Genomic DNA, 23,874 nt, shown 5'->3' on the forward strand with positions numbered 1-23,874 from the left:
ACGATGGCACGCTCCGTTTGGAAGGGCCCGTTCGTCGACGGCTATCTGCTGAAGAAGGCGGACAAGAGCCGGGCTTCGGGCCGCAACGAGATCATCAAGATCTGGTCGCGTCGTTCGACCATCCTGCCGCAGTTCGTCGGTCTGACGTTCGGCGTCTACAACGGCCACAAGTTCCTGCCGGTTCTGGTTACCGAGCACATGATCGGTCACAAGTTCGGCGAGTTCGCTCCGACGCGGACCTTCTATGGCCACGCGGCGGACAAGAAGGCGAAGAGGAAGTAAGCCATGGGCAAGTCTGCCAATCCCAGCCGGATCGCGGAGAACGAGGCTCTGGCCCGCAATCCGATGATCCGCACCAGCCCGCGGAAGCTCAACCTCGTCGCCCAGCTGATCCGGAACATGGATGCCAGCCGCGCCGTGGCCGAGCTGACCTTCTCCAAGCGCCGCATCGCCGGCGAGGTGAAGAAGGTCCTGCAGGCCGCGATCGCGAACGCCGAGAACAACCACCAGCTCGACGTCGACCGTCTGTACGTGTCGTCGGCGACGGTCGGTCGCGCTCTGGTGATGAAGCGCTTCCACGCCCGTGCCCGCGGTCGCGGCGCCCGGGTCGAGAAGCTGTTCAGCAACCTGACGATCATCGTTCGCGAGCGTGACGCCGCCGTTGCCGAGGGGGCCGAGTAATGGGTCAGAAAATCAATCCGATCGGGCTGCGCCTCGGCATCAACCGGACCTGGGACAGCCGTTGGTTCGCCAAGCGCGACTACGCCAACCTGCTGCACCAGGACCTGAAGCTGCGTGGCTATCTGCAGGGTCGCCTGCAGCAGGCCGGTTGCTCGCGCGTCGTCATCGAACGTCCGGCCAAGAAGGCCCGCATCACCATCCACTCGGCTCGTCCGGGCGTGGTGATCGGCAAGAAGGGCGCGGACATCGAGAAGCTGCGTCAAGAGCTGTCGAAGATGACCGGCAGCGAGGTGAGCCTGAACATCGTCGAGATCCGCAAGCCGGAGATCGACGCTCGCCTCATCGCCGAGAACATCGCCAGCCAGCTGGAGCGCCGCGTGGCATTTCGTCGCGCCATGAAGCGCGCCGTGCAGTCCGCCATGCGTCTGGGCGCCCAGGGCATCCGGATCAACTGCTCGGGCCGTCTCGGCGGTGCGGAGATCGCCCGCATGGAGTGGTACCGCGAGGGCCGCGTTCCGCTGCACACCCTGCGCGCCGACATCGATTATGGTGTGGGCACCGCCAAGACCACCTACGGCACCTGCGGTGTCAAGGTGTGGGTGTTCAAGGGCGAGGTCATGGCTCACGACCCGATGGCGCAGGACAAGCGCATGGGTTCCGAGCCGGTGTCGACCGATGGCGAGCCGCGCCGCGATCGTCACGATCGCCGCGACCGTCGCGAGCGCTCCGAGCGCTCCGAACGCGAGTAAAGGGGCCGAGCGATGCTTTCTCCCAAGCGCACGAAATTCCGTAAGGCCCATAAGGGCCGCATCCACGGCAACGCCAAGGGCGGCACCGCCCTGAACTTCGGTTCCTACGGCCTGAAGGCCCTGGAGCCGGAGCGCATCACCGCCCGTCAGATCGAAGCGGCTCGCCGCGCGATCACCCGTGCGATGAAGCGTCAGGGCCGCGTCTGGATCCGCATTTTCCCGGACCTCCCCGTCTCCACCAAGCCCGCCGAAGTCCGCATGGGTTCCGGTAAGGGTTCGCCGGAGTACTGGGCGGCTCGCGTGAAGCCGGGTCGCATCCTGTTTGAACTGGACGGCGTGCCGGCAGATGTGGCAAAAACCGCCTTCGCTCTGGCGGCCGCGAAGCTGCCGATCAAGGTGAAGCTGGTGACCCGCCTGGGCGGTGTCGAGGAGACCGCGGCATGAAGGCCGTAGACATTCGTACGAAGAGCGCCGATGAGCTGAACGATCAGCTCATCCAGCTCAAGAAGGAACAGTTCAACCTGCGTTTCCAGAAGGCCTCCGGCCAGCTGGAGAACACTGCGCGGGTGAACACGGTGCGCCGCGACATCGCCCGCATCAAGACCATCCTCGGCGAGCGTGCCCGCTCCGCCGACGCCGGCAAGTAAGGGGGATCATCCATGCCTCGCCGCGTTCTGCAGGGCACGGTGGTCAGCGACAAGTGCGACAAGACCGTTACGGTTCTTGTCGAGCGCCGTGTCATGCACCCCGTGTACAAGAAGTTCATTCGTCAGTCGAAGAAGTACGCCGCCCACGACGAGGGCAACCTGTTCAAGGTCGGCGATACCGTTTCGATCATCGAATGCCGCCCGATCTCGAAGTCCAAGCGTTGGACGGTCGTGACGGAGTCCGCCGCCGACAGCGGCGCCGCGTGATAACGAAAGGTCGTAAACAATGATCCAGATGCAAACCAACCTGGAAGTCGCCGATAACAGCGGGGCGCGCCGGGTGCAGTGCATCAAGGTGCTTGGCGGGTCCAAGCGGAAGGTCGCGACCGTGGGCGACGTCATCGTCGTCTCGGTCAAGGAGGCCATTCCGAAGGGCCGCGTCAAGAAGGGCGACGTGCATCGCGCCGTCATCGTCCGCACCGCGAAGGAACTGCGTCGGGAGGACGGGTCGGCGATCCGTTTCGACCGCAACGCCGCCGTGCTGATCAACAAGCAGGGCGAGCCGATCGGCACCCGTATTTTCGGGCCGGTCACTCGTGAGCTTCGCGGCAAGAAGTTCATGAAGATCATCTCGCTGGCGCCGGAGGTGCTGTAATGGCCGCCAAGATCAAGACCAAGGACAAGGTCGTTGTCCTGACCGGCCGTGACAAGGGCAAGACCGGCGAGGTGTTGAAGGTTTTCCCGAAGGAGAACCGTGCCGTTGTGCAGGGCGTGAACGTGGTGAAGAAGCACCAGCGTGCCAGCGCCCGCTCGCAGGGTGGCATCATCGAGATGGAGGCGCCGATCAACGTCTCCAACCTCGCTCACGTCGATCCCAAGGATGGCAAGCCGACCCGCGTCGGTTTCAAGATCCTTGAGGATGGCCGCAAGGTGCGTGTCGCCAAGCGGTCCGGCGAAGTCATTGACCTGTGAGGGCCCGGGCATGACCGCACGTCTGAAAGAAGTTTACGATTCCAAGATCCGCGCCGCTCTGAAGTCGGAATTCGGCTACAAGAACGACCTGGAAGTTCCGCGGATCGAGAAGATCGTGGTCAACATGGGTGTCGGCGAGGCTGTCGCCGACTCCAAGAAGATCCAGCTCGCCGTGGCCGAGATGGCCGCCATCACCGGTCAGAAGCCGGTGGTGACCAAGTCGCGCAAGTCGATCGCCCAGTTCAAGCTGCGCGAAGGCATGGCGATCGGCTGCAAGGTCACGCTCCGCCGCGACCGCATGTACGAGTTCCTGGATCGCCTGGTGACGATTGCGTTGCCGCGCGTCCGTGACTTCCCGCGGTATCCCGGGTGACAGCTTCGACGGCCGTGGCAACTACGCCATGGGCGTCAAGGAGCAGATCATTTTCCCGGAGATCGATTACGACAAGATCGATCAGATCCGCGGCATGGACATCATCATCGTCACTACGGCGAAGACCGATCAGGAAGCCAAGGCTCTCCTGAAGGGCTTCGACATGCCGTTCGTGAGCTGAGGCTGGAGCACGACCATGGCTAAGACCAGTGCCATCGAAAAGAACAAGCGTCGCGCCAAGCTGGCCAAGCAGTACGCGAACAAGCGTGCGCGCCTGAAGGCGATCGCGAATGACAAGACCCTCCCGCCGGAAGAGCAATTCGCTGCCCGCCTCAAGCTGGCCGAACTGCCGCGCAACTCCTCGAAGGTGCGCGTCCGGAACCGCTGCGAAATGACCGGGCGTCCGCGCGCGTTCTATCGCAAGTTCAAGCTGTCCCGCGTCACGCTCCGCGAACTGGCCTCGACCGGCCAGATCCCGGGCATGACGAAGTCAAGCTGGTAAGGAGGGTCCGAGAATGTCTTTGAGCGATCCGCTCGGCGATATGCTGACCCGCATCCGCAACGGTCAGCACGCCCGCATGTCCGTTGTGGTTTCCCCGGCGTCCAAGCTGCGCGTCAACGTCCTGGAAGTTCTGAAGCGTGAAGGCTTCATCCGCGGCTGGTCCGAGGAAGAACTGCGTCCGGGCGTCAAGAACCTGAAGATCGAGCTGAAGTACCACGAAGGCGAGCCTGTCATTAAGCAGATCGCCCGTGTGTCGAAGCCCGGCCGTCGCGTCTACTCGAAGATCGCCGACCTGCCCCGTGTCTACAACGGGCTCGGTCTGTCGATCCTGTCGACCCCGCGCGGCGTGATGTCGGACAATGAGGCCCGCGCCGCCAACGTCGGCGGTGAAGTCCTCTGCCGCGTGTTCTAAGGGGGATTGGCAGATGTCGCGCATTGGCAAGCATCCCGTGCCGGTCCCGGCTGGCGTCGACGTGAAGGTCGACGGTCAGCAGGTGACGGCCAAGGGCAAGCTGGGGCAACTCAGCCTGACCCTGATCGACGACATCACCGCCTCGCTGGAAGACGGCAAGGTGGTGGTGAAGCCGGCAAACGACAGCAAGCGCGCCCGCGTCATGTGGGCGACCTCGCGCACCCTGATCAACAACATGGTCACCGGTGTCAGCCAGGGCTACACGATCAACCTCGAGATCAACGGCGTCGGTTACCGCGCGGCCGTGCAGGGCAAGGAGCTGGTCATGCAGCTCGGCTTCTCGCACGACGTGAAGTACCCGATCCCGGAAGGCATCACGATCAAGTGCGACAAGCCGACGGCCATTTCGGTCAGCGGCTACGACAAGCACAAGGTCGGCCAGGTGGCTGCCGAGATCCGCGGCTGGAAGAAGCCGGAGCCCTACAAGGGCAAGGGCATCAAGTACGAGACCGAAACCGTCCTGCGCAAGGAAGGTAAGAAGAAGTAACCGCCATGCTGAAGCCAAAGCAACTCCACGAGCGCCGCAAGCAGCGCGTGCGCGCGCAGATTGCCAAGAAGGCCGGCGGGCGCGTTCGCCTCTCGGTCTTCCGGTCCAATCTGCACATCTACGCCCAGATTATCGACGATGAAAACGGCAAGACGCTTGCGTCCGCCTCGTCGCTCGAGAAGGAGCTGCGCGAGCAGCTCAAGCACGGCGGCAACGTCGATGCTGCCAAGCGGATCGGCGAGCTGATCGCCGAGCGCGCCAAGGCCGCTGGGATTACCGAGGTCGTCTTCGATCGCGGTGGGTATATTTACCATGGCCGGGTCAAGGCCCTGGCCGACGCCGCCCGCGAGGGCGGGCTGTCGTTCTAAGGAGGCCCGGATATGGCACGTGAACGTGGGGAGCGGGATAACCGCGACCGGCAGCCGCGCGAGCGGGAAGAAAGCGAGCTGATCGAAAAGCTCGTCGGTATCAACCGCGTCGCCAAGGTGGTCAAGGGTGGTCGTCGCTTCGGCTTCGCCGCTCTGGTCGTCGTCGGCGACGGCAAGGGCCGCGTCGGCGTCGGCTCGGGCAAGGCCCGTGAAGTGCCGGAAGCGATCCGCAAGGCGACCGATCAGGCCAAGCGCGGCATGATCCGTGTTCCGCTACGCGAGGGCCGTACGCTGCATCACGACACCAACGGTCACTTCGGTGCCGGCAAGGTCGTGCTGCGGGCGGCTCCGGCCGGCACCGGCATCATCGCCGGCGGTCCGATGCGCGCGATCTTCGAGGCTCTCGGCGTCGCTGACGTCGTGACCAAGTCGATCGGCACGTCGAACCCGCACAACATGATCAAGGCGACCTTCGACGCCCTGACCCAGGTCACCAGCCCGCGTTCCGTCGCGGCGCGTCGCGGTCGTCGCGTGAGCGACATCCTCGGCCGTCGCGAGGCCGGCGCCGGACAGGAGGCCTGATCATGGCGGAGAAGAAGACCGTCGTCGTGACCCAGATCGGCAGCCCGATCGGCCGCAAGCACGACCAGCGCGAGACGCTGGTCGGTCTGGGTCTCAACAAGCTGCACCGGACCCGCGAGCTGGAGGACACTCCGGCCGTGCGGGGCATGATCGCCAAGGTCGCGCACCTGGTCCGCGTCGAGAACGAGGGCTGAGATCATGACCAAGCTTAACGACCTGCGTGACAACGCCGGTGCCCGCAAGGCGCGCATGCGCGTCGGTCGCGGTATCGGTTCCGGCAAGGGCAAGACCGCTGGCCGCGGCGTGAAGGGTCAGACCTCGCGCACCGGTGTGGCGATCAACGGCTTCGAAGGCGGGCAGATGCCTCTGCACCGCCGCCTGCCGAAGCGCGGTTTCCGGAACATCTTCGCCAAGGAATATTCGGTGGTCAACCTGGGCATGGTCCAGAAGGCCATCGACCTGGGCAAGCTGAATGCTTCCGAAACCATCGATGCCGCGGCGCTCAACGCTGCCGGCGTCACCGGCAAGGTGAAGAAGGACGGTGTCCGTCTGCTGGGCAAGGGCGAGCTGACCGCGAAGGTTTCCTTCACGGTCGCCGGCGCGTCCAAGTCGGCGATCGAGGCCGTCGAGAAGGCGGGTGGCAGCGTCACGCTGACCGCGCCCGCCGCCGAAGCCGCCGAGTAAGGTTCCGCGAGAAGCCCGTGCTTGCGCACGGGCTTTCGTGGCACTACAAAAAGCGAAGTCGCGAGGGGCGGCCTGCGTCATGCAGTGCCGCCCCGTTCGCGCTTACGGGACAGGGATTGGACCATGGCATCAGCGGCCGAGCAGCTTGCCGCCAACATCAATTTCGGGGCTTTCTCCAAGGCGACCGAGCTGAAAAAGCGGATTTGGTTCACCTTGGCGGCCCTGATCGTCTACCGGCTGGGCACCTACATCCCGCTGCCGGGCATCGACCCGACGATTCTCAGCGACGTCTTCAAGCAGCAGGGCGGCGGCATCCTCGGCATGTTCGACATGCTGGCGGGCGGCGCGCTGAGCCGCATGACCATCTTCGCGCTCAACATCATGCCGTACATCTCGGCGTCCATCATCGTGCAGTTGCTGACCGCCGTGTCGCCGCAGATGGAGGCCATGAAGAAGGAAGGCGAGGCCGGGCGCAAGAAGCTGAACCAGTACACCCGATTCGGCACGGTGGCGCTCGCCACGGTGCAGGCCTATGGCCTTGCGGTCGGCCTTGAGGCGATGCGCGGCTCCAGCGGGGCGGCGGTCATCGATCCAGGACTGTTCTTCCGCGTCGCCACGGTCATCACGCTGGTCGGCGGCACCATGTTCCTGATGTGGCTGGGCGAGCAGATCACCGCCCGCGGCATCGGCAACGGCATCTCGCTCATCATCTTTGCCGGCATCGTCGCGGAACTGCCGCGCGCGCTGGTCAACACGCTGGAACTCGGCCGCCAGGGCGCCTTGTCCACCCTGTTCATCATCCTGATGCTGGTGATGTCTATCGGCGTGGTGTTCTTCATCGTCTTCATGGAGCGCGCCCAGCGTCGCCTGCTGGTGCAGTACCCCAAGCGCCAGGTCGGCAATCGGGTGTTCGGCGGCGAAGCGTCGCACCTGCCGCTGAAGCTGAACACGGCCGGCGTGATCCCGCCGATCTTCGCATCGTCGCTGCTGCTGCTGCCGCTGACCGCAGCGGGCTTCGCCGGCGGCGAGGGTCCGGAGTGGTTGCAGGCGGTGTCGCGCTATCTGGCGCACGGCACGCCGCTCTACATGCTGCTCTACGCCTCGCTGATCGTGTTCTTCTGCTTCTTCTACACGGCCATCGTCTTCAATCCGGCGGAAACGGCCGAGAACCTGCGGAAGTATGGCGGCTTCATCCCCGGCATCCGTCCGGGCAAGAACACGGCCGATCATATCGACTATGTGCTTAGCCGGCTGACGGTCATCGGCTCCGCCTACCTTGTGGCGGTTTGTCTCCTCCCCGAAATCCTGATATCCCAGCACTCGGTTCCGTTTTATTTTGGCGGCACCAGCCTGCTGATCGTGGTCACCGTCACGATGGACACGGTTGCGCAGATTCATTCCCATCTGCTGGCTCACCAGTATGAGGGATTGATCAAGAAATCGAAGCTTCGGGGGAGAAAGTAATGAACCTCATACTGCTCGGTCCGCCGGGCGCCGGGAAGGGGACCCAGGCGCGCCGTCTGGAAGACACGCGTGGCTTGGTGCAGTTGTCCACCGGCGACATGCTCCGCGCCATGGTGGCGGAAGGTGGGCCGCTCGGGCAGCAGGCGAAGGAGATCATGGCCGCCGGCAAGCTGATGCCGGACGAGCTGATGGTCAGCATGATCGCCGAACGCATTTCCAAGCCGGACGTCAAGAACGGCTTCATTCTCGATGGCTTCCCGCGCACCGTTGCCCAGGCCGAGGCGCTGGACAAGATGCTGGAGGAGAAGGGCCTGAAGCTCGATCATGTGATCGAGATGCAGGTCGTCGATGATGTCCTGGTGGAGCGCATCACCGGCCGCTACACCTGTGCCAAGTGCGGCAAGGGCTATCACGACAGCTTCGAGAAGCCGAAGGTCGAGGGTGTCTGCGACGTCTGCGGCAGCACCGAGTTCAAGCGGCGCGCCGACGACAATGCGGAGACGGTGACGACCCGTCTTGCCCAGTACCACCAGCAGACCGCGCCGATCCTGCCCTACTACCAGGGATGCGGCGTGTTGAAGGCGGTGGACGGCATGGCCGACATCGACGAGGTGACGAAGGAGATCGAGGCGATCCTCGCAGGCTGAGGGTCGCGTCTGGTCCCATGACAAAGGCCGCAGTCTCCGATGGGTGGCTGCGGCCTTTGTCGTTCTTTTGTACTGGTCGGCGGAGCTGCGGCGTCAGGCGGTGGGTATGCCGGGGGAGGGCGGTGCATCGGCCCGGGGCGCCGCCGGGGTCGCCGGCTCCTCGGTCATGGTGCGGTAGCGGGCCAGGATCCAGCCGAGATGGGCAGTAACGGCATTGGCGGCGGCATCGGGGTCGCGGCGGGCAATGGCCTGATGGATGGCGCGGTGATGCTCGATCATCAGCGCCTCATGGTTCTCCATGAAGGGCTCGGTGTGCTTCATCTCGACCATGTTGCCGAGGATGTCGCGGATGGTGGAGAGCAGGTGCAGATAGACCGGACTGCCGGACGCCTGGGCAACGGCGACGTGGAAGTCCATGTCGTCCGCCGCGCGGCCGCCATCCCGGTTGGTCTCGCTCATCGCCTGCAGGATGCGGCCGATGGTGTCGATCTGTTCCTGCGTCGCCCGTTCGGCGGCACGGCGGGCCGCCCAGCCTTCCAACGCCATGCGGATCTCGACGAGGTCGCACAGGTTCTGATGGGTGCTGCGCACCATTGTGGTCAATGCGCCGTCCATCATCCCGGCCGACGACACCACGCGGGTGCCGCCGCCCTGGACCGCCGTCAGAAATCCCTGGGTCTTAAGCTTCTGCAGGGCCGCCCGGACTGACACGCGGCTGACATGCAGCTGTTCGGCGAGTTGGCGCTCGCCCGGCAGACGCTCCCCCGGCACCAGCTCGCCGCGCGCAATGCGGTCGAGAAGCTGTTGAGCCACCCACTCCGAAATGCGCTGCGAGGAGGAGGGGACGTGAGCGCTGTCGTCGGTGCCGGGCACGGGTGGTTTCCCTTCGGTCGGAAAGCGGTTTATTGGCAGTTGGTAATACCGGTAGCCGTCCCGGCGGGCCGGGTCAATGGTCGACAGCCCGCCTGCGGCGCCTTGCCCGCGGGATGAAAAGACATGGCTGGCCGGTTCACCGATTGGACAGCCCCGCCTGATATCAGCGGCTTCCGCGCCGGGCCATCAGGATGCCCATCAGGATCACGGCTGCGCCCACCGCCTGAAGCGTTCCCAGCGGTTCGTTCAGCAGCACCCAAGCCAGGATCGCGGCGGCGGCCGGCTGCAGCAGCAGGCTGACGGACGAGAAGGAGGCCGGGAGATGGGCCAGGGCATAGGCGATCAGGCTCTGCCCGCCGGCATGGCTGAACAGCGCCAGCCCGGCCAGCACCAGCCATCCGGCGGCGGTCGCCGGCAGCATCGCCTCGCCGTCATAGAGGCCAAGCGGCAGAAGCACGGCCGCGGTGATGACGCCGCTCCACGTCATGATGGTGGCGGTGGAGAACTCGGCGCGCAGATGTCCGACCGACAGGATGTAGCCGGCATAGAAGACGGCGGTCAAAAGGCCCAGCGCGTCGCCGAACAGATGGTCGGCGCTCAGCTGGAAGCTCTGCCCCATCAGCACGACCGCTCCGCCAAGCGCCAGCAGCATGCCCAGAACGAAGCGGCCGGTGATGCGCTCCTTGAACAGGAACCAGGCGGCCGGCGCGACGAACAGCGGCGCGAAATTGGCCAGCAGCGTGGCGTTGGCGACGGAGGTGTAGCGGATGGAGGTGTGCCAGACCGCAAGGTCGCCGGCAAAGCAGAGGCCGGCCAGGGACAGCCGGCCGTAATCGGCGAGCGAGGAGGGGCGCCGGCTGGCTCGGCCGGTGGGCTGTCGCAACTCGCCCACCATCCACAGGGCCAGCACCGGGGTCGCCAGGGCCATGCGCCAGAAGCCGGTGGCAACCGGCCCGACATCGGACAGGCGGACGAAGATGGGGGCGAAGGCGATGCCGAGGGCGCCCAGCAGCAGGGCGATCAGGGCGACGCGTTGCGTCCGGGATGCATGGTCGATGGGGATGGCACTGGCGTCTGGCATGGGATCGCTTATATCCGCCGATGATTTGGCAGGCCAGCAGGACGCGCGTCATGGCTGCCGTGCGCGTCCGGGTTTCGCCTTTACGGTGTCGGCCGAGCGTGTCTGCCCACAGTGTCGGTCCGGTGCGTCGGTCCGGTGCGTCAGCGCGGGCGGATGCGGCGCAGCGACACCGACTCGTCGTCTTCCGATCCGAAATCGTCATAGTGGATCGGGCAGCGGCCGTCCTTGCGCGGCTTGTCCTTCACCGTGGCGGGGTACCAATCCCCTTTCCATTCCACCTCCACCCGCATGCCGGGCTGGCACAGCGAGGCGCCGGCCGGGTACCCGCCGGTGCTGGCGGAAGCAGCCGGGGATTGGAGCGGAGACTGGGCGGCGCCCGGCGGCATCGGGCTCAGTCTCGGCGCGGCCGCCGGAACCGGCGCGGGCTTCTCCTGGTCGCAGAAGGCGGTGCACACCGTCCGGGCAATCACCTGACCGCCGCAGCTGCCGCCGAAACAGTCGCGATAGTCGGCCTCGCACCGCGCCTCGCAGCTGCTGTTGCCGCAGGAGTAGGAGCGGTCGAAGTCGCTAACCGACCTCTTGATCGGCTTCTTTTCCGCCTGCTGCCGGTTGACGTAGGCCTGATACTCGTAAAGCGCCCTCGACCGCGCCTCGTTCACGCAGGCCTGCTGGTTCAGGCCGCAGTTCTGGCGGCAGAAATTGCGGTTCTGCTGGCACTGGTTGACGCACAGCCGCCCCTCCGCCGAACTGGGCGGTATCAGGCTGTACTGAGTCTCATAGACGGGACCGCAGGCGCTGAGCAGCGCCATCACGGCAAGGCAGAGGGTGAGCAGGCGAAGCATGCGGGATGTCTTCCGGGTGGGTTCGCGCGGAAAGGGAAGGGCAGCGTAACAGCTTGCCGATCGGGCTACCACCATCGGCCGCGCTTCCGCCCGGCACGGCGGTTGCGTTAGTGTGGCGTATGGTTGTCTCCACCCCTCAAGACTCCCCCCGCAATTCCGGCCAATCCCAGGCTGGGCCGCCCGAACACCGGCAGCCGGTCACCGCGCCTGCGCCCGCACCGCGACTCGCCGCCCCGCTGCTGGGTCCCGGTGATCCGCCGCCGGCGACCACGCTGAACCCGGATGCGGGCGGGCCGCTGCTGCTGGTGTGCGACCATGCATCCCGTGCGATTCCCAAGGCGCTGGGCGACCTCGGCCTGCCGGAGGAGCAGCTCTGCCGCCACATCGCCTATGACATCGGCGCGGCGGAGGTGACGCGGCGGCTGGCTGCGAGGTTCGGCGCCACGGCGGTGCTGTCCGGATTCTCCCGGCTGGTGATCGACCCGAACCGGGCGTTGGAGGATCCGACCGCGATCCCGGTGGTCAGCGACGATGTGGTGATCCCCGGCAACCGCGCCCTGGATGCCGTTGAGCAGGCCCGGCGGGTGGAGGCGCTGTTCCATCCCTACCATGCGGCGGTGGCGGCGGCGCTGTCGGACATCCGCGGTCGCGGGCAGGTTCCGGTGGTGGTGTCGGTCCACAGCTTCACCCCCGCCATGCGCGGGGTGGCGCGGCCCTGGCACATCGGCGTGCTGTGGGACAACGACCCGCGCCTGCCGGTGCCGCTGATCGAGGCGCTGAAGGCCGATGGGCGCTGGTGCGTCGGCGACAACCAGCCCTATTCCGGCCGCGGCACGCCGGGCGGCACGGTGGAGACCCACGCGACGCCGGCCGGCTATCCCAACGTCCTGCTGGAGGTGCGGCAGGATTTGATCGCGACGCCGGAAGGTGCCGATCTGTGGGCTCAGGTGATCGGCGATGCGCTGGTGCCGCTGCTGGATCTGCCGTCGCTGGCGACCATCCACCATTATCCGCGGGCCTGAACACGAGATGGAAGCCGCCGTGACCGAACCGTCCTTCACCATGGGCCTGGAAGAAGAATATCTGCTGGTGGACCGCGGAACGCGCGACATCGTGCAGAGCCCGCCGGACGAGATGCTGGAGGCCTGTCAGGAGCAGGCGCCGGGCCGCATCCATCCGGAATTCCTGCGCTGCCAGATCGAGGTCGGCACACCGGTCTGCAAGACGCTGGCCGAGGCGCGGGCCGAACTGGCGGCCTTGCGCGCCACGGTGGCCGGGGTCGCCGACCGCTACGGGCTGGCGCCGATCGCCGCCTCCACCCATCCCTTCGCCGCGTGGGAGCCGCAGAAGCACACCAACCGCGACCGCTACAACATGCTGGCGCGGGATCTCGGTGCGCCGGCCCGGCGGCTGATGATCTGCGGCATGCATGTCCATATCGGGATCGAGGACGACGACCTGCGCATCGACCTGATGAATCAGGTCCGCTACTTCCTGCCGCATCTGCTGGCGCTGTCGACCTCCTCGCCCTTCTGGCGCGGGCGCGACATGGAGCGCCGGTCCTACCGGCTCAGCGTGTGGCACGAGCTGCCGCGCACCGGCATGCCCGACGGTTTCCAGAGCTTCGGCGAGTATCAGAGCCATGTGGCGGTGCTGGTGAATGCCGGGGTGATCGAGGATGCCAGCAAGCTGTGGTGGGACATCCGGCCGTCCTCGCGCTTCCCCACGCTGGAGATGCGCATCACCGACATCTGCACCCGGCTGGACGATGCGGTCACGGTGGCGGCGCTCTACCGTTGTCTGCTGCGCATGCTGTGGCGGCTGAAGCTGCGCAATGTCACCTGGAGGCCCTACAAGAACCTTCTGATCGAGGAGAACCGCTGGCGTGCCCAGCGCTACGGCCTTGACAGCGGGCTGGTCGATTTCGGCCAGGGCCGCATCGTGCCCTATGCCGACCTGCTGGACGAGATCATCGACCTGACCCGCGAGGATGCCCTGCATTTCGGCTGCACCGCCGAGGTCGAGCGGGCGCGCGAGATTGTGGCCCGCGGCACCAGCGCCCATCGGCAGATCGCGATCTTCCAGGAGGCGCTTGCTGGAGGCGCCGGCGAGGACGAGGCGCTGCGCCGGGTGGTGGACTGGCTGGTGCAGGAGACGATGGTGGGGGTCGTGGCCGACGGACAGGACGTCTGAGGCGTTCCCGGCGCGCGGCCCGTCCCAACCGGCTTGACGCGCGCGTCATGTCTCCATACGCTTCCGCACATTCGATGCCGCTGGAATGCGGGTTGAACAGGGCTGGCAAATAAAAAACCGACAAGCAGAGAGGGCCGTTCATCCATTGACGGCCCTCTTTACCAATCCGAGGGGAGGGAGGAGCATGGCGGGCGCCAAGTTCCTGAAATTCGATACGCAGAGTCTGCATGCGGGGCAGCGGCCCGATCCGGCGACCGGGGCGCGCGCGGTTCCGATCCACCTGACCTCCTCCTACGTCTTCAGCGACGTCGATCAGGCGGCGGCCCTGTTCAACCTGGAACGGCCGGGCCACATCTATTCGCGCATCTCCAACCCCACCGTCGCGGTGCTGGAAGAGCGCTTGGCGACGCTGGAGGGCGGGGTGGGCGCCGTCTGCACCGCCAGCGGGCAGGCCGCCATGACGCTGGCGATCATGACGCTGATGGGGGCGGGCGGGCATATCGTCGCCTCCTCCTCCATCTATGGCGGCAGCCGCAACCTGCTGGCCTACACGCTGCCGCGCTTCGGCATCACAACCACTTTCGTCCATCCGCGCGACCTCGACGGTATCCGCGCGGCGATCCGGCCGGAAACCCGGCTGGTCTTCGGCGAGGTGCTGGGCAATCCGGGGCTGGAGGTGCTGGACGTGCCGAAGGTCGCGGCCATCGCGCATCAGGCCGGCATCCCGCTGATGATCGATTCGACCTTCACCACCCCCTATCTCTGCCGCCCGTTCGAGCATGGCGCCGACATCGTCATGCATTCCTGCACCAAATGGCTGGGCGGCCACGGCACCGCCATCGGCGGCGTGGTGATCGACGGCGGCCGGTTCGATTGGGAGTCCTCGGGCAAGTTCCCGACCCTGACCGAGCCCTATGCCGGCTATCACGGCATCGATTTTTCCGAGGAATACGGCCCCGCCGCCTTCATCGCCCGCGCCCGTGCCGAGGGCCTGCGCGATTTCGGCGCCTGCATGAGCCCGATGAACGCCTTCCAGATCCTGCAGGGGGTGGAAACGCTGCCGTTGCGGATGAAGTGCCACATCCACAACGCCCGCAAGGTCGTCTGCTTCCTGGAAGGGGAGTTGAATGCCGCGAAGGGCGCCGTCGCCTGGGTCTCCTACCCGGAGCTGGTGGACCATCCCGACCATGCGCTGGCCTCCCGGCTGCTGCCGCACGGCGCCGGCTCCATCATCTCCTTCGGCATCCGGGCCAGCGGGCAAGGCGGCGGGGAAGGCGGCAGCCGCGAGGCCGGGCGCCGTTTCATCGAGTCGCTGACCCTGTTCTCGCACCTCGCCAATGTCGGCGACGCCAAGTCGCTGGTGATCCATCCCGCCAGCACCACCCACGCCCAGTTGGATGCGGAGGCGCTCGCCGCCGCCGGGGTGGGGGAGGATATGATCCGCCTGTCCATCGGGCTGGAGGATTGCGAAGACCTGATCGACGACCTGAAGCAGGCGCTGCGCGCCGCCACCAAGGGCTGAGGGCCGCGCCATGCAGCTGACCGTCAACGGAACCCCCGTCTTCGTCCACACCGGCGGCCGGGAGATCGATTCCGCCCGTCCCGCCGCCCGTCCAGCAATCGTGCTGATCCACGGCGCCGGCATGGACCACAGCGTCTGGAGCCTGCAAAGCCGCTATCTCGCCCATCATGGCCGTTCGGTGCTGGCGGTCGATCTGCCGGGCCACGGCCGTTCCGGCGGGGAGCCGCTGGACAGCATCGCCGCCATCGCCGACTGGGTGATCGCGCTGCTGGATGCCGCCGGGCTGGAGCGGGCGGCGCTGATCGGCCATTCCATGGGCGCGCTGGTGGCGCTGGACGCTGCGGCCCGCCATGGCACGCGGGTGGAGGCGGTGGCGCTGCTGGGCGTGGCGGAACGCATGCCGGTGCATCCGGACCTGCTGGCCGCCGCCCATGCCGGCGAGCAATCGGCCATCGAGATGGTGATCGGCTGGGGCCATGGGCCGCGCGGTCATGGCGGCGCCCAGGGCGGCAGCTGCCCGACGCCGGGGCTCGCGCTGATCCCCGGCGGGCGCCGGCTGATGGCGTCGATCCGGCCGGGGGTGCTGGGGGTCGACCTCGCGGCCTGCAACGAGTACGGGCAGGGGGCTGATGCCGCGGCGTCGGTCGCCTGTCCCGCCCTGTTCCTGCTGGGTGCGCTGGACAAGATGACTCCGGCCAAAGCAGGGCGTGCATTGGCCGCGCGCGTGAAGTCTTCGCAGGTCGTCGTCCTGCCCCAGACCGGACATATGGTGATGACCGAAGCGCCGGACGCCGTGCTGGACACATTGACCTCTTTCCTGTCCTTGCGGCGGGGATGACGGTATCAGCGACGAAATCATCAGGGTCAATCCCGATTTTTCCTGACATCACCCGTTAATGGTCGATTGCCTACTCTGACCGGCAGGATCGGATTGCCGTCTCGAATCGTGAGGGGCGGCAATCCGGCTCAACCAGTCATTGCCGGTTCAGAGGTGCCATCTTGCAGGCAGGCGAACGGTCGGTCGGCGCCCCATGCCGCATGTCGGACGGAGCGGTCGCGGTGCTGTCGATGGACGGCCGTGTTCTCCAGATCGGCCAAGCGGCGGCAGCGGTACTGGGTCACCCTCCCCAGGCACTCACCGGCGCCGCTCTGGACCTGCACATCCATCCCGAGGATCTGCAGGAGGCGCGGCAGCGGCTTCGGATCCGGGCCGCAGCCCCGGCCGGCAGCAGCGGTCGCTCGATCGTCCGCTTTCGCCATGCCGACGGCGGCTGGCACTGGCTGGAGATGACCGCCCGCAACGAACTGGACGATCCACAGATCGCCGGGCTGGTCCTGACCGTCCGCGACGTCAGCGACGCCATCGCCTTGTCGGAGCGGCTGCGCGCCAGCGAGGCGCGCTATCGCACGCTGGCGGAAGCGGCGCCGGTCGGCATCCTTCAGGCCGACGCCACCGGTCAGGTGCTGTTCGCCAATGCCCGCCTTTCCGCCATCACCGGCCTGCACACCGACCGGCTGCTCGGCGACGGCTGGCTCGGCGCAGTCCATCCCGACGACCGGGCGCGGGTTGCTGCGGAATGGCGGATCGAGCCGGGCCGGGATCCGCAGCCGACCGATTTCCGCTTCCACGATCCGGAGGGGGAGGGCTCCGACCGCCGGGTGCTGTGTCAGCGCATCCTGATGGAGGATGGCGGGACCATCGCCACCATCACCGATGTCAGCGAATATCTGCACACCGCCAACGCCCTGCGCCTGTCCCGAAGCGCGCAACGAGGCGATCCTCGACACGGTCGCCGAAGCCATCCTCACCGTGGACGAGGCCGGCATTCTGCTCGGCTTCAACCGCGCGGCGGAGGCGATGTTCGGTGTTCCGGCCGGGGACCTGCTGTGGCGGCAACTCGACCGGCTGATCCCGCTGGCCCATCTGCGGGAGGAGGGCGGCGTCCGGCTGGAATTCGCGCCGGGCCAGACAACGGCCCTGGTCGCCCGCGACCGCGCCGCCGAGGCGGAACGCGCCGACGGAACCCGGTTTCCGGTGGAACTGTCGGTCAGCGCCAGCGAAGTGGAGGAGCGCCGGATCTATACCGCCATCCTGCGCGATGTGACCGAACGGCGCCGGGCGGAAGCCGAACTGATGGCCGCCAAGGAAGCGGCCGAGGCGGCCGACCGTGCCAAATCGACCTTCATCGCCAGCATGAGCCATGAATTGCGTACCCCGCTGAACGCGGTGATCGGCTTCTCCCAGCTGCTGGAGGCGCGGACGGACGTGCCGTCGGCGGGCGGTCAAGGGCAACAGCGCGATTGCGCCGTGGCCATCAGACAGGCCGGCGAACAGTTGCTGTCCATCATCGACGATATCCTCGACATGGCGCGGGTCGAGGCCGGTGGGCTGTCGCTGATCGAGGAGCCGGTCGACCTGCCGGCGCTTGCCGCCCAGGCGGTGGCCGACCTGGAGTTCCAGGCCAACCGCCAGGGCGTGACGGTGGAGGTGGTCCCCGAGGGCGATTTGCCGCCGATGCGGGGCGATCGGCGTCGTCTGCGCCAGGCGGTGGGCAACCTGCTGTCCAACGCCATCAAGTTCAGCCATCCGCAGGGCGTGGTTGCGCTGACCATGGCGCCTGCCGCAGACGGCTGGGTGGAATTGGCTGTGCGCGACCGCGGCATCGGCATGCGGGCGGACGAGATTGCGACGGCACTGACCCCCTTCGCACAGGTCGAACAGAGCACCGCCCGCCAATACGAGGGGATCGGCCTCGGCCTACCGCTCGCCTTGCGTCTGGTGGAGGCGCATGGCGGCACCTTGACGCTGGACAGCGAACCCGGTCGGGGCTGCACCGCAACCGTCCGCCTGCCGCCGTCGCGCGTCATGACCATCGAGGAAATGTTGGCGAGCATGATCTGATCGCCGCGACACCCGTTCTGGCCCGATGCGCCGGGATATGCCAAAAGCTGTCGCCATTCTTGCCCGCGATGGCGGGCGGCTTTGCAGAGGTGGGTGTGCGATGGCGGGTCCGGACAAGACGATGGGTATGCCGAGGGAAGCCGTGGTGCTGGTCAGCGGCGGTCTCGATTCGACGACGGTGCTCGCCATCGCCAAGGCGGAAGGCTATCGCGTCAACGCGCTGAGCTTCCGCTACGGACAGCGCCATTCGGTGGAGCTGGAAGCGGCGCGGCGCGTGGTCGCGGCGATGGGGGTGGAACGGCATGTGATCGCCGACATCGATCTGCGCGCCTTCGGCGGTTCCGCGCTCACCGACAGCATCGACGTGCCCAAGCACGGCAGCGCCGCAGACCTGGAGGCCGATCTGGGGCAGGGCATTCCCGTCACCTATGTGCCGGCGCGCAACACCGTTTTCCTGTCCTTCGCGCTGGCCTGGGCGGAAACGCTGGGGACGTCCGACCTGTTCATCGGCGTCAACGCGCTTGATTATTCCGGCTATCCCGACTGCCGCCCGGAATACATCGCGGCCTTCGAAACCCTGGCCAATCTGGCCACCAAGGCCGGGGTGGAGGGGGCGAGCCGATTCAAGATCCACGCGCCGCTGATGGCGCTGGACAAGGCTGCGATCGTCCGCCGCGGGTTGGAGCTTGGGGTGGACTACAGCCTCACCCATTCCTGCTACGATCCGACGCCGGAGGGACTGTCCTGCGGCGCCTGCGACAGCTGCTTGTTGCGGTTGAAGGGCTTTTCGGAAGCCGGAACGATCGACCCAATCCGTTACGTAACCGGAACGGCATCGTAACGGATAAGGTCGTTTCGCAAGCGGATATTATTTCTAAGACCTCATTTCCAGGGCATTTCCGTCCAAAGGGTGCGGAACTCGCCGTCCAGCTGCTTCAACTCCGCGGCGAAGGCGTCCGCGCCGACGATGCGGAGCGGCTGGAAGGTCTCGCGTGCCTTGGCCTGGAATTCCGGATCCATCGCGGCCCTGGTGATCGCTTCGATCAGGGCGTTGCGGATGTCCGCCGGCAGGCCCTTCGGGGCGCCGATCCCGCGCATGGATACCATGTCGATGGCATAGCCCTGTTCGCGGAAGGTCGGCAGATCCGGGGCCATGTCCCAGCGCGACCGGCTCATCACCCCCAGCATGCGCACGGGATCGCCGCCGGCAATCCCGCGCAGCCCCTCGCCAAGGTTCTGGTCGCTGATCCTGATGTGGGAGCCCAGCATGGCGCGGTAATTCTCGGCGCTGCCGGCGAACGGTACATGGGTCAGCTTCACCCCGGCCTGCCGTTCCAGCAACAGCATGGCGAGATGGTCGTCGGAGCCGATGCCGGTGGAGCCGACGGTGAGTGCGCCCGGATTTCGCTTGGCGAATTCCACCACATCGGCGACCGACCGGAACGGGCTGTCGGCACGGACGGTCATCACGCCGGGATCGTCGACGATGTTCACCAGCGGGTCCAGCCGGTCCAGCGCATAGCGCGCCTGCCGTTCGATCGGGATGGTGATCAGGTTGGGCGTGTTGATGAAGCCGATCGTGTAACCGTCCGGCGCCGCATCGGCGATGGCGGCGAAGCCGATCTCGCCGCCGGCCCCCGGCCGGTTCACGATGACGATGCGCCCGCCGCCCAGATAGCGCTCGATATAGGGCGCCAGCATCCGCGCGGTGACGTCGGTGGAGCCGCCGGCGCCATAGGCGACGATCATGGTGATCGGCTTCTCGGGATAGGCGGCCTGCACCGCTGCGGCGGAGCCTGCAAGCCACAGCATTAGAGTTGCGAAGACCGCAACCAGGAAAGACGCGGCACGGCCGCCGGCCATGCGCAGGGGGATAGTCGCTGCTGTCATCGTTCGTCGTCCGATCCTTCGGGCTCCGCTCCCGGTCAAACCGGAGTCACCCGTTCATTGCGCGTGTATGTAGAAAGTCAGTACATACCATAACGGGTAATATGCCGCAAATCCGATGAAAAATTCCTTGAGTTTCTTCTGGAATTCTCTCCACAACAGCAGAGGCCGGCAAGAACGCTCTCGACGGGGGGGTGCCGTCTGGCGATAATGCAACCGGCGGGGATGGCGCCGGCGGCCGGATTGGCGGCTTTTCGCCTTGTCCCCAGGAGCGCGGGCCGCATTCCCCAATGAAGCGGAAGCGGCGCCCGGCCCTTCCGCCGTCGCATGGCTGAGAGAGCGGACATATCCATCCAATGACACATACCCTGAGATCTCCCCGGTCGGCCGCATCCCGGCTGAGATCGCCCCAGGATCTCGCGGCCGGGCTGCTGCTCAGCGCCCTCGCCCTCGGCGGGCTCTGGCTGGCGCGCGGCTGGGAGGCGGGGTCGCTGGCCATGATGCAGGCCGGGTTCTTCCCGCGGCTCGTCTGCTACTTCCTGCTGGCGGCGGGGCTGGCGACCGTGCTGCGCGGACTGACGGCGCAGCGGACGGCGACGCTGGCCTGGGCGTGGAGGCCGTCGATCGCCATCACCATCGCCGTGATCGCCTTCGCGGCTCTGCTCGACAGGCTGGGTCTGGTGCTCGCCATCTTGGCGCTGATCGGCATCGGCGGATTGGCCGGGCGGCCGCTGCGCCCCGGCCCCTTCACGGCCCTGTGGGCCACGCTCGCCACCAGCTGCATCGCCATCTTTTCCTGGGGACTGGGCCTGCCGCTCCAGATCTGGCCATGATGGACATCCTCGCCAATCTCTGGCTCGGGCTGGGCGTATCGGTCGAGCCGATGAACCTGGTCTATTGCTTCCTCGGCGTCCTGATCGGCACGCTGATCGGCGTGCTGCCCGGACTGGGGCCGACGGCGACGGTGGCCCTGCTGTTGCCGATCACCTTCTACCTGCCGCCGGTGGGGGCGCTGATCATGCTGGCCGGCATCTTCTATGGCGCCCAGTATGGAGGATCGACCACGGCCATCCTGGTGAAGCTGCCGGGAGAATCCTCCTCCGTCATGACCTGCCTGGACGGCAACGCCATGGCGCGCCAGGGTCGCGGCGGCGTCGCGCTGGCCACGGCGGCGCTGTCGTCGCTGTTCGCGGGCTGCGTCACCACGCTGGTCATCGCGCTGGCCGGTCCGCCGCTGGCCGGGATGGCGCTGGCCTTCGGTCCGTCGGAATATGTGGCGTTGATGCTGGTCGGCCTGATCGGCGCGGTGACCCTGGCCCATGGTTCGGTGGTGAAGGCGGTGGCGATGATCCTCGTCGGGCTGCTGCTGTCGATGGTCGGGACCGACGTCAATTCCGGCCAGATGCGCTTCACCTTCGACATTCCGCAGCTCTATGACGGACTGGACTTCGTGCCGCTGGCGATGGGGTTGTTCGGCCTTGCCGACATCATCATCAACCTGGAAGAGACGGAAGGGCGCGGCATAGACCCGTCACCGGTCCACCGGCTGTGGCCGTCGCTGCAGGACTTCAAGGATGCCTGGCCGGCGGCGGTGCGCGGCACGGCGTTGGGCGCCTTGCTGGGAATCCTGCCGGGTGGCGGGGCGACGCTCAGCGCCTTTTCCTCCTACGCGCTGGAAAAGAAGGTGGCGCGCGATCCCTCCGCCTTCGGCAAGGGCGCCATCCAGGGCGTCGCCGGGCCGGAGGCCGCCAACAATGCCGGCGCCCAGGCCAGCTTCATCCCGATGCTGAGCCTCGGCATCCCGTCCAACGCGGTGATGGCACTGATGGTCGGGGCCATGATGATCCACGGCATCACGCCGGGACCGCAGATCATGACCAAGCAGCCGGACCTGTTCTGGGGCATGATCGCCAGCATGCTGGTCGGCAACGTCATGCTGGTGGTGCTGAACCTGCCTCTGATCGGGCTTTGGGTGCGGCTTCTGCGCGTGCCCTATGCCTATCTGTTCCCGGCCATTCTGGTCTTCTGCTGCATCGGCACCTACAGCCTGAAGAACGACGTGTTCGACGTGCTGCTGATGGCCGGATTCGGCGTGTTCGGCTATGTGCTGAAGAAGCTGGATTGTGAACCGGCGCCGTTGCTGCTTGGCTTCGTCCTCGGTCCCTTGCTGGAGGAGAACCTCAGCCGCGCCATGCTGCTGTCCCAGGGCGACCTGACCGTCTTCGTCACCCGCCCGATCAGCGCCGGCCTGATGGCCGTGGCTGCCGGCCTGTTGGCCCTCATCCTTCTGCCGGCCTTCCGCCGCCAGCGCGAGGTGGCCTTCAAGGAATAGGGCAGGCCTTACCCGGAACCGGGTCCCGGGGCGTCACGCCGCGGGATTCGGTTCTTGCTGAATAAGATAAAATTTTATATAAATGCACTTATGCTTGTTCGGGATGATGGGAGCGCATCATGGCCGCCAATGCCTGGTTCGGACGTCGACTGACCGGTGGCGCCATGCGCGCGGTGATCCGCGAGCATCGCCGGGCCAACGCCCGCAAGCGCGCGCTGACCCGTGACGTCGCCCGCCTGATGCTGGTCGCCTCCGTCCTCGTGCTGGGCGTGCTGGCGGTGGAGATCGGGCGCAAGGCCGTAACCATCATCAGCCACGGCGCCGCGCAGAACCCGGTCGAACTGACGGGGTGAGCGGGGCGGCCGAGCAGGGCGGCTGAGCGGCCGTTCAGGGCAGGACCACCACATAGCGTTTGGTCGTGGTCGCGATCACGGTCCAGCTGCCTTGGAATCCGGGTTCGATGACGAAACGGTCTCCGGCCTTCAGGGTCCAGGACCGGCCATCGTCATGGGCGACGATGCTTTCGCCCTCCAGAATCTCGCAATATTCCCACTCGTCATAGACGATGCGCCAGGAGCCCGGAGTCGACCGCCAGCTTCCGGCGAACCGCTTGCCGTCCGCCGACTCGTAACCGTTCCAAGTCGTGAAGACGGGTGCGCCGGACAGCACGCGGTCTGCGGCCGGGCCGCCGGTTTCGGGGGTGATGCCGTCCAGGTCGGGCAGGGGAAGCAAGGTCATCGATATGGCTCCTCACCAGGCCGCCAACAGTGCCGGCAGGTCGCGGACCGAGTCGAGGCGGCGGTAATGGTCGTCGGGCACCTCGGCCTCTTCATGTGCCCAGGTGATGGCATAGGGGATGTGGACGGCATGGGCGCCGGTCGCCAGCACCGGCAGGATGTCGGACCGCACCGAGTTGCCGACCATGAGGAAACGCGCCGGGTCGATGCCATGGCGGTCCATCACCCGCCGGTAGGTCGCCGGGTCCTTCTCGCTGACGATCTCCACCGCATGGAACAGCTCCGACAGGCCGGAGCGGGCGATCTTGCTTTCCTGGTCGAACAGGTCGCCCTTGGTGATCAGGACCAGCCGATGGCGGGATGCCAGCGCCTCCACCACCTCCGCCACGCCGGGCAGCAGTTCCACCGGGTGGTCCAGCATCGCCTTGCCGAAGTCGATCAGGCTCTGCAGGTCGCGGGCGGCGACCTTGCCGTCCGTGACCGCGATCGCCGTCTCGATCATCGACAGAACGAAGCCCTTGATGCCGTAGCCATAGACCCGGAGATTGGCCCGTTCCGCCTCCAGCAGGCGGCGGTCGAGATCGGTCGGGTCGGCGGCATGGGCCAGCAGGGCGCGGAAACGGTCCTGCGTCATCGAGAAGAGCGATTCGTTGTGCCACAGCGTGTCGTCGCCATCGAACCCGATGGTGTCGAAGGTCTGGTTGCCGGGGCCGCCGCCGGGGATGTGGATGCCGCTCATATGCCTGTCCGCAGGTCCGCTCGATTGATCCGTAAGCAAAACAATACATGACCCAAGTCGGTCAGTCTTGTCCAGGCCGGGAAGGTGCTAGTGCCCGCTATTGTCCGCCTGCCAAACCGTAAGTATCCGTAATGACGC

32 protein-coding genes and 2 pseudogenes are annotated in these 23,874 nt (G+C 66.5%); 28 read left to right on the forward strand and 6 right to left on the reverse strand.

Annotated features, from left to right (window positions below; translation table 11 throughout):
• Nucleotides 1–3 precede the first annotated feature (3 nt).
• The 18 genes and pseudogenes from rpsS to F1643_RS14755 all read left to right on the forward strand — a co-directional run bounded on the left by rpsS (nt 4) and on the right by F1643_RS14755 (nt 8,628).
• Nucleotides 4–282 (forward strand): 30S ribosomal protein S19, encoded by a 279-nt coding sequence (rpsS, locus tag F1643_RS14670; protein ID WP_012973209.1) that lies wholly within the window; start codon nt 4–6, stop codon nt 280–282.
• A 3-nt stretch (nt 283–285) separates the two neighbouring features.
• Nucleotides 286–681 (forward strand): 50S ribosomal protein L22, encoded by a 396-nt coding sequence (gene rplV / locus F1643_RS14675; protein WP_014246892.1) that lies wholly within the window; start codon nt 286–288, stop codon nt 679–681.
• Nucleotides 681–1,430 (forward strand): 30S ribosomal protein S3, encoded by a 750-nt coding sequence (gene rpsC, locus F1643_RS14680; RefSeq protein WP_014246893.1) that lies wholly within the window; start codon nt 681–683, stop codon nt 1,428–1,430. The genes rplV and rpsC overlap by 1 nt, the downstream gene beginning before the upstream one ends.
• Before the next feature lie 12 nt (nt 1,431–1,442).
• A complete protein-coding gene (gene rplP, locus F1643_RS14685; RefSeq protein WP_012973212.1) occupies nt 1,443–1,874 on the forward strand; it encodes a 50S ribosomal protein L16 in 432 nt (143 codons plus the stop codon).
• Entirely contained in the window at nt 1,871–2,077 is a 207-nt protein-coding gene (gene rpmC, locus F1643_RS14690) for a 50S ribosomal protein L29 (RefSeq protein ID WP_042694100.1), read from the forward strand. Before rplP ends, rpmC begins: the two co-directional genes overlap by 4 nt.
• Nucleotides 2,078–2,089: 12 nt before the next feature.
• Entirely contained in the window at nt 2,090–2,344 is a 255-nt protein-coding gene (gene rpsQ / locus F1643_RS14695; RefSeq protein ID WP_014246895.1) for a 30S ribosomal protein S17, read from the forward strand.
• A 19-nt stretch (nt 2,345–2,363) separates the two neighbouring features.
• Nucleotides 2,364–2,732, forward strand: a complete 369-nt coding sequence (rplN, locus tag F1643_RS14700; RefSeq protein ID WP_012973215.1) for a 50S ribosomal protein L14 — start codon at nt 2,364–2,366, stop codon at nt 2,730–2,732.
• The gene (rplX, locus tag F1643_RS14705) at nt 2,732–3,049 is read left to right on the forward strand and encodes a 50S ribosomal protein L24 (RefSeq protein ID WP_014246896.1); all 318 of its coding nucleotides are present in this window, start codon (nt 2,732–2,734) and stop codon (nt 3,047–3,049) included. Before rplN ends, rplX begins: the two co-directional genes overlap by 1 nt.
• 10 nt (nt 3,050–3,059) lie before the next feature.
• Nucleotides 3,060–3,603 (forward strand): annotated as a pseudogene (gene rplE, locus F1643_RS14710) (50S ribosomal protein L5).
• A 15-nt stretch (nt 3,604–3,618) separates the two neighbouring features.
• Nucleotides 3,619–3,924 (forward strand): 30S ribosomal protein S14, encoded by a 306-nt coding sequence (rpsN, locus tag F1643_RS14715; RefSeq protein WP_149197556.1) that lies wholly within the window; start codon nt 3,619–3,621, stop codon nt 3,922–3,924.
• 13 nt (nt 3,925–3,937) lie between these two features.
• A complete protein-coding gene (rpsH, locus tag F1643_RS14720) occupies nt 3,938–4,336 on the forward strand; it encodes a 30S ribosomal protein S8 (RefSeq protein ID WP_042694090.1) in 399 nt (132 codons plus the stop codon).
• Between the two features lie 13 nt (nt 4,337–4,349).
• On the forward strand, nt 4,350–4,883 hold the full coding sequence (rplF, locus tag F1643_RS14725) for a 50S ribosomal protein L6 (protein WP_149225497.1): 534 nt from the start codon (nt 4,350–4,352) through the stop codon (nt 4,881–4,883).
• 5 nt (nt 4,884–4,888) lie between these two features.
• A complete protein-coding gene (gene rplR, locus F1643_RS14730; RefSeq protein ID WP_014246901.1) occupies nt 4,889–5,251 on the forward strand; it encodes a 50S ribosomal protein L18 in 363 nt (120 codons plus the stop codon).
• A 12-nt stretch (nt 5,252–5,263) separates the two neighbouring features.
• Nucleotides 5,264–5,833, forward strand: a complete 570-nt coding sequence (gene rpsE, locus F1643_RS14735; RefSeq protein ID WP_014246902.1) for a 30S ribosomal protein S5 — start codon at nt 5,264–5,266, stop codon at nt 5,831–5,833.
• Nucleotides 5,834–5,835: 2 nt separating this feature from the next.
• A complete protein-coding gene (gene rpmD / locus F1643_RS14740; protein WP_014246903.1) occupies nt 5,836–6,027 on the forward strand; it encodes a 50S ribosomal protein L30 in 192 nt (63 codons plus the stop codon).
• A gap of 4 nt (nt 6,028–6,031) precedes the next feature.
• Nucleotides 6,032–6,517, forward strand: a complete 486-nt coding sequence (gene rplO, locus F1643_RS14745; RefSeq protein WP_014246904.1) for a 50S ribosomal protein L15 — start codon at nt 6,032–6,034, stop codon at nt 6,515–6,517.
• A gap of 123 nt (nt 6,518–6,640) precedes the next feature.
• Nucleotides 6,641–7,981, forward strand: coding sequence for a preprotein translocase subunit SecY (secY, locus tag F1643_RS14750; protein ID WP_194913934.1), 1,341 nt, complete (start codon nt 6,641–6,643; stop codon nt 7,979–7,981).
• On the forward strand, nt 7,981–8,628 hold the full coding sequence (locus tag F1643_RS14755; RefSeq protein ID WP_194913935.1) for an adenylate kinase: 648 nt from the start codon (nt 7,981–7,983) through the stop codon (nt 8,626–8,628). The genes secY and F1643_RS14755 overlap by 1 nt, the downstream gene beginning before the upstream one ends.
• A 93-nt stretch (nt 8,629–8,721) precedes the next feature.
• Here F1643_RS14755 and F1643_RS14760 read toward each other — a convergent pair whose 3' ends face one another.
• The 3 genes from F1643_RS14760 to F1643_RS14770 all read right to left on the reverse strand — a co-directional run bounded on the left by F1643_RS14760 (nt 8,722) and on the right by F1643_RS14770 (nt 11,424).
• The gene (locus F1643_RS14760; protein WP_194913937.1) at nt 8,722–9,501 is read right to left on the reverse strand and encodes a FadR/GntR family transcriptional regulator; all 780 of its coding nucleotides are present in this window, start codon (nt 9,499–9,501) and stop codon (nt 8,722–8,724) included.
• Between the two features lie 163 nt (nt 9,502–9,664).
• Nucleotides 9,665–10,582, reverse strand: coding sequence for a DMT family transporter (locus F1643_RS14765; RefSeq protein ID WP_194913939.1), 918 nt, complete (start codon nt 10,580–10,582; stop codon nt 9,665–9,667).
• Between the two features lie 140 nt (nt 10,583–10,722).
• Nucleotides 10,723–11,424, reverse strand: coding sequence for a hypothetical protein (locus F1643_RS14770; RefSeq protein ID WP_194913941.1), 702 nt, complete (start codon nt 11,422–11,424; stop codon nt 10,723–10,725).
• A gap of 119 nt (nt 11,425–11,543) precedes the next feature.
• Here F1643_RS14770 and F1643_RS14775 point away from each other — a divergent pair, with 119 nt between their 5' ends.
• From F1643_RS14775 to queC, 7 genes and pseudogenes are all read left to right on the forward strand, one after another.
• Nucleotides 11,544–12,446, forward strand: a complete 903-nt coding sequence (locus F1643_RS14775) for an N-formylglutamate amidohydrolase (protein ID WP_194913943.1) — start codon at nt 11,544–11,546, stop codon at nt 12,444–12,446.
• 19 nt (nt 12,447–12,465) lie between these two features.
• Complete coding sequence (locus F1643_RS14780) at nt 12,466–13,617, forward strand: carboxylate-amine ligase (protein ID WP_194913944.1); 1,152 nt, start codon at nt 12,466–12,468, stop codon at nt 13,615–13,617.
• Between the two features lie 184 nt (nt 13,618–13,801).
• Nucleotides 13,802–15,139 carry an O-acetylhomoserine aminocarboxypropyltransferase gene (locus F1643_RS14785; protein ID WP_194913945.1) on the forward strand — a complete coding sequence of 446 codons (1,338 nt, stop codon included), beginning with the start codon at nt 13,802–13,804 and terminating at the stop codon, nt 15,137–15,139.
• A gap of 10 nt (nt 15,140–15,149) precedes the next feature.
• Nucleotides 15,150–15,977 carry an alpha/beta fold hydrolase gene (locus F1643_RS14790; protein WP_194913946.1) on the forward strand — a complete coding sequence of 276 codons (828 nt, stop codon included), beginning with the start codon at nt 15,150–15,152 and terminating at the stop codon, nt 15,975–15,977.
• A 230-nt stretch (nt 15,978–16,207) separates the two neighbouring features.
• Nucleotides 16,208–16,825: pseudogene (locus F1643_RS23360) on the forward strand (PAS domain-containing protein); the annotation flags it as partial.
• A gap of 28 nt (nt 16,826–16,853) precedes the next feature.
• The gene (locus F1643_RS23365) at nt 16,854–18,041 is read left to right on the forward strand and encodes a PAS domain-containing sensor histidine kinase (RefSeq protein WP_255542827.1); all 1,188 of its coding nucleotides are present in this window, start codon (nt 16,854–16,856) and stop codon (nt 18,039–18,041) included.
• A gap of 121 nt (nt 18,042–18,162) precedes the next feature.
• The gene (gene queC, locus F1643_RS14800) at nt 18,163–18,882 is read left to right on the forward strand and encodes a 7-cyano-7-deazaguanine synthase QueC (protein WP_206692500.1); all 720 of its coding nucleotides are present in this window, start codon (nt 18,163–18,165) and stop codon (nt 18,880–18,882) included.
• Nucleotides 18,883–18,923: 41 nt separating this feature from the next.
• On the opposite strand, the gene F1643_RS14805 is transcribed toward queC, so the two are convergent.
• Nucleotides 18,924–19,931, reverse strand: a complete 1,008-nt coding sequence (locus F1643_RS14805; protein ID WP_255542819.1) for a tripartite tricarboxylate transporter substrate binding protein — start codon at nt 19,929–19,931, stop codon at nt 18,924–18,926.
• Nucleotides 19,932–20,284: 353 nt separating this feature from the next.
• Here F1643_RS14805 and F1643_RS14810 point away from each other — a divergent pair, with 353 nt between their 5' ends.
• The 3 genes from F1643_RS14810 (at nt 20,285) to F1643_RS14820 (ending at nt 22,613) form a co-directional block, all read left to right on the forward strand.
• A complete protein-coding gene (locus F1643_RS14810) occupies nt 20,285–20,761 on the forward strand; it encodes a tripartite tricarboxylate transporter TctB family protein (protein ID WP_194913948.1) in 477 nt (158 codons plus the stop codon).
• Complete coding sequence (locus F1643_RS14815) at nt 20,758–22,260, forward strand: tripartite tricarboxylate transporter permease (protein ID WP_206692495.1); 1,503 nt, start codon at nt 20,758–20,760, stop codon at nt 22,258–22,260. The genes F1643_RS14810 and F1643_RS14815 overlap by 4 nt, the downstream gene beginning before the upstream one ends.
• Before the next feature lie 119 nt (nt 22,261–22,379).
• On the forward strand, nt 22,380–22,613 hold the full coding sequence (locus F1643_RS14820) for a hypothetical protein (protein WP_194913949.1): 234 nt from the start codon (nt 22,380–22,382) through the stop codon (nt 22,611–22,613).
• Between the two features lie 34 nt (nt 22,614–22,647).
• Here the strand turns inward: F1643_RS14820 and F1643_RS14825 are convergent, their stop codons facing one another.
• Together F1643_RS14825 and F1643_RS14830 are read right to left on the reverse strand one after the other, a co-directional pair.
• The gene (locus tag F1643_RS14825) at nt 22,648–22,998 is read right to left on the reverse strand and encodes a cupin domain-containing protein (RefSeq protein ID WP_194913951.1); all 351 of its coding nucleotides are present in this window, start codon (nt 22,996–22,998) and stop codon (nt 22,648–22,650) included.
• Between the two features lie 12 nt (nt 22,999–23,010).
• The gene (locus F1643_RS14830) at nt 23,011–23,736 is read right to left on the reverse strand and encodes an HAD family hydrolase (RefSeq protein ID WP_194913953.1); all 726 of its coding nucleotides are present in this window, start codon (nt 23,734–23,736) and stop codon (nt 23,011–23,013) included.
• Between the last annotated feature and the right edge of the window lie 138 nt (nt 23,737–23,874).

This window comes from Azospirillum sp. INR13 (assembly GCF_015390205.1).
Taxonomy (GTDB): Bacteria; Pseudomonadota; Alphaproteobacteria; order Azospirillales; family Azospirillaceae; genus Azospirillum.

Coding starts and splice junctions, on each gene's coding strand:
- rplX (WP_014246896.1), top strand. CDS start 2,732: ATGGCCGCCAAGATCAAGACCAAGGACAAGGTCGTTGTCCTGACCGGC.
- rpsE (WP_014246902.1), top strand. CDS start 5,264: ATGGCACGTGAACGTGGGGAGCGGGATAACCGCGACCGGCAGCCGCGC.
- rplO (WP_014246904.1), top strand. CDS start 6,032: ATGACCAAGCTTAACGACCTGCGTGACAACGCCGGTGCCCGCAAGGCG.
- F1643_RS14790 (WP_194913946.1), top strand. CDS start 15,150: ATGCAGCTGACCGTCAACGGAACCCCCGTCTTCGTCCACACCGGCGGC.
- rpmC (WP_042694100.1), top strand. CDS start 1,871: ATGAAGGCCGTAGACATTCGTACGAAGAGCGCCGATGAGCTGAACGAT.
- rpsH (WP_042694090.1), top strand. CDS start 3,938: ATGTCTTTGAGCGATCCGCTCGGCGATATGCTGACCCGCATCCGCAAC.
- rpsC (WP_014246893.1), top strand. CDS start 681: ATGGGTCAGAAAATCAATCCGATCGGGCTGCGCCTCGGCATCAACCGG.
- rpsN (WP_149197556.1), top strand. CDS start 3,619: ATGGCTAAGACCAGTGCCATCGAAAAGAACAAGCGTCGCGCCAAGCTG.
- rplF (WP_149225497.1), top strand. CDS start 4,350: ATGTCGCGCATTGGCAAGCATCCCGTGCCGGTCCCGGCTGGCGTCGAC.
- F1643_RS14770 (WP_194913941.1), bottom strand. CDS start 11,424: ATGCTTCGCCTGCTCACCCTCTGCCTTGCCGTGATGGCGCTGCTCAGC.
- rplV (WP_014246892.1), top strand. CDS start 286: ATGGGCAAGTCTGCCAATCCCAGCCGGATCGCGGAGAACGAGGCTCTG.
- F1643_RS14815 (WP_206692495.1), top strand. CDS start 20,758: ATGATGGACATCCTCGCCAATCTCTGGCTCGGGCTGGGCGTATCGGTC.
- F1643_RS14810 (WP_194913948.1), top strand. CDS start 20,285: ATGACACATACCCTGAGATCTCCCCGGTCGGCCGCATCCCGGCTGAGA.
- F1643_RS14775 (WP_194913943.1), top strand. CDS start 11,544: ATGGTTGTCTCCACCCCTCAAGACTCCCCCCGCAATTCCGGCCAATCC.
- F1643_RS14785 (WP_194913945.1), top strand. CDS start 13,802: ATGGCGGGCGCCAAGTTCCTGAAATTCGATACGCAGAGTCTGCATGCG.
- rpmD (WP_014246903.1), top strand. CDS start 5,836: ATGGCGGAGAAGAAGACCGTCGTCGTGACCCAGATCGGCAGCCCGATC.
- F1643_RS14830 (WP_194913953.1), bottom strand. CDS start 23,736: ATGAGCGGCATCCACATCCCCGGCGGCGGCCCCGGCAACCAGACCTTC.
- secY (WP_194913934.1), top strand. CDS start 6,641: ATGGCATCAGCGGCCGAGCAGCTTGCCGCCAACATCAATTTCGGGGCT.
- queC (WP_206692500.1), top strand. CDS start 18,163: ATGGGTATGCCGAGGGAAGCCGTGGTGCTGGTCAGCGGCGGTCTCGAT.
- F1643_RS14825 (WP_194913951.1), bottom strand. CDS start 22,998: ATGACCTTGCTTCCCCTGCCCGACCTGGACGGCATCACCCCCGAAACC.
- F1643_RS14820 (WP_194913949.1), top strand. CDS start 22,380: ATGGCCGCCAATGCCTGGTTCGGACGTCGACTGACCGGTGGCGCCATG.
- F1643_RS14765 (WP_194913939.1), bottom strand. CDS start 10,582: ATGCCAGACGCCAGTGCCATCCCCATCGACCATGCATCCCGGACGCAA.
- F1643_RS14755 (WP_194913935.1), top strand. CDS start 7,981: ATGAACCTCATACTGCTCGGTCCGCCGGGCGCCGGGAAGGGGACCCAG.
- F1643_RS14805 (WP_255542819.1), bottom strand. CDS start 19,931: ATGACAGCAGCGACTATCCCCCTGCGCATGGCCGGCGGCCGTGCCGCG.
- rpsS (WP_012973209.1), top strand. CDS start 4: ATGGCACGCTCCGTTTGGAAGGGCCCGTTCGTCGACGGCTATCTGCTG.
- rplR (WP_014246901.1), top strand. CDS start 4,889: ATGCTGAAGCCAAAGCAACTCCACGAGCGCCGCAAGCAGCGCGTGCGC.
- rplP (WP_012973212.1), top strand. CDS start 1,443: ATGCTTTCTCCCAAGCGCACGAAATTCCGTAAGGCCCATAAGGGCCGC.
- F1643_RS23365 (WP_255542827.1), top strand. CDS start 16,854: ATGTCAGCGAATATCTGCACACCGCCAACGCCCTGCGCCTGTCCCGAA.
- rplN (WP_012973215.1), top strand. CDS start 2,364: ATGATCCAGATGCAAACCAACCTGGAAGTCGCCGATAACAGCGGGGCG.
- rpsQ (WP_014246895.1), top strand. CDS start 2,090: ATGCCTCGCCGCGTTCTGCAGGGCACGGTGGTCAGCGACAAGTGCGAC.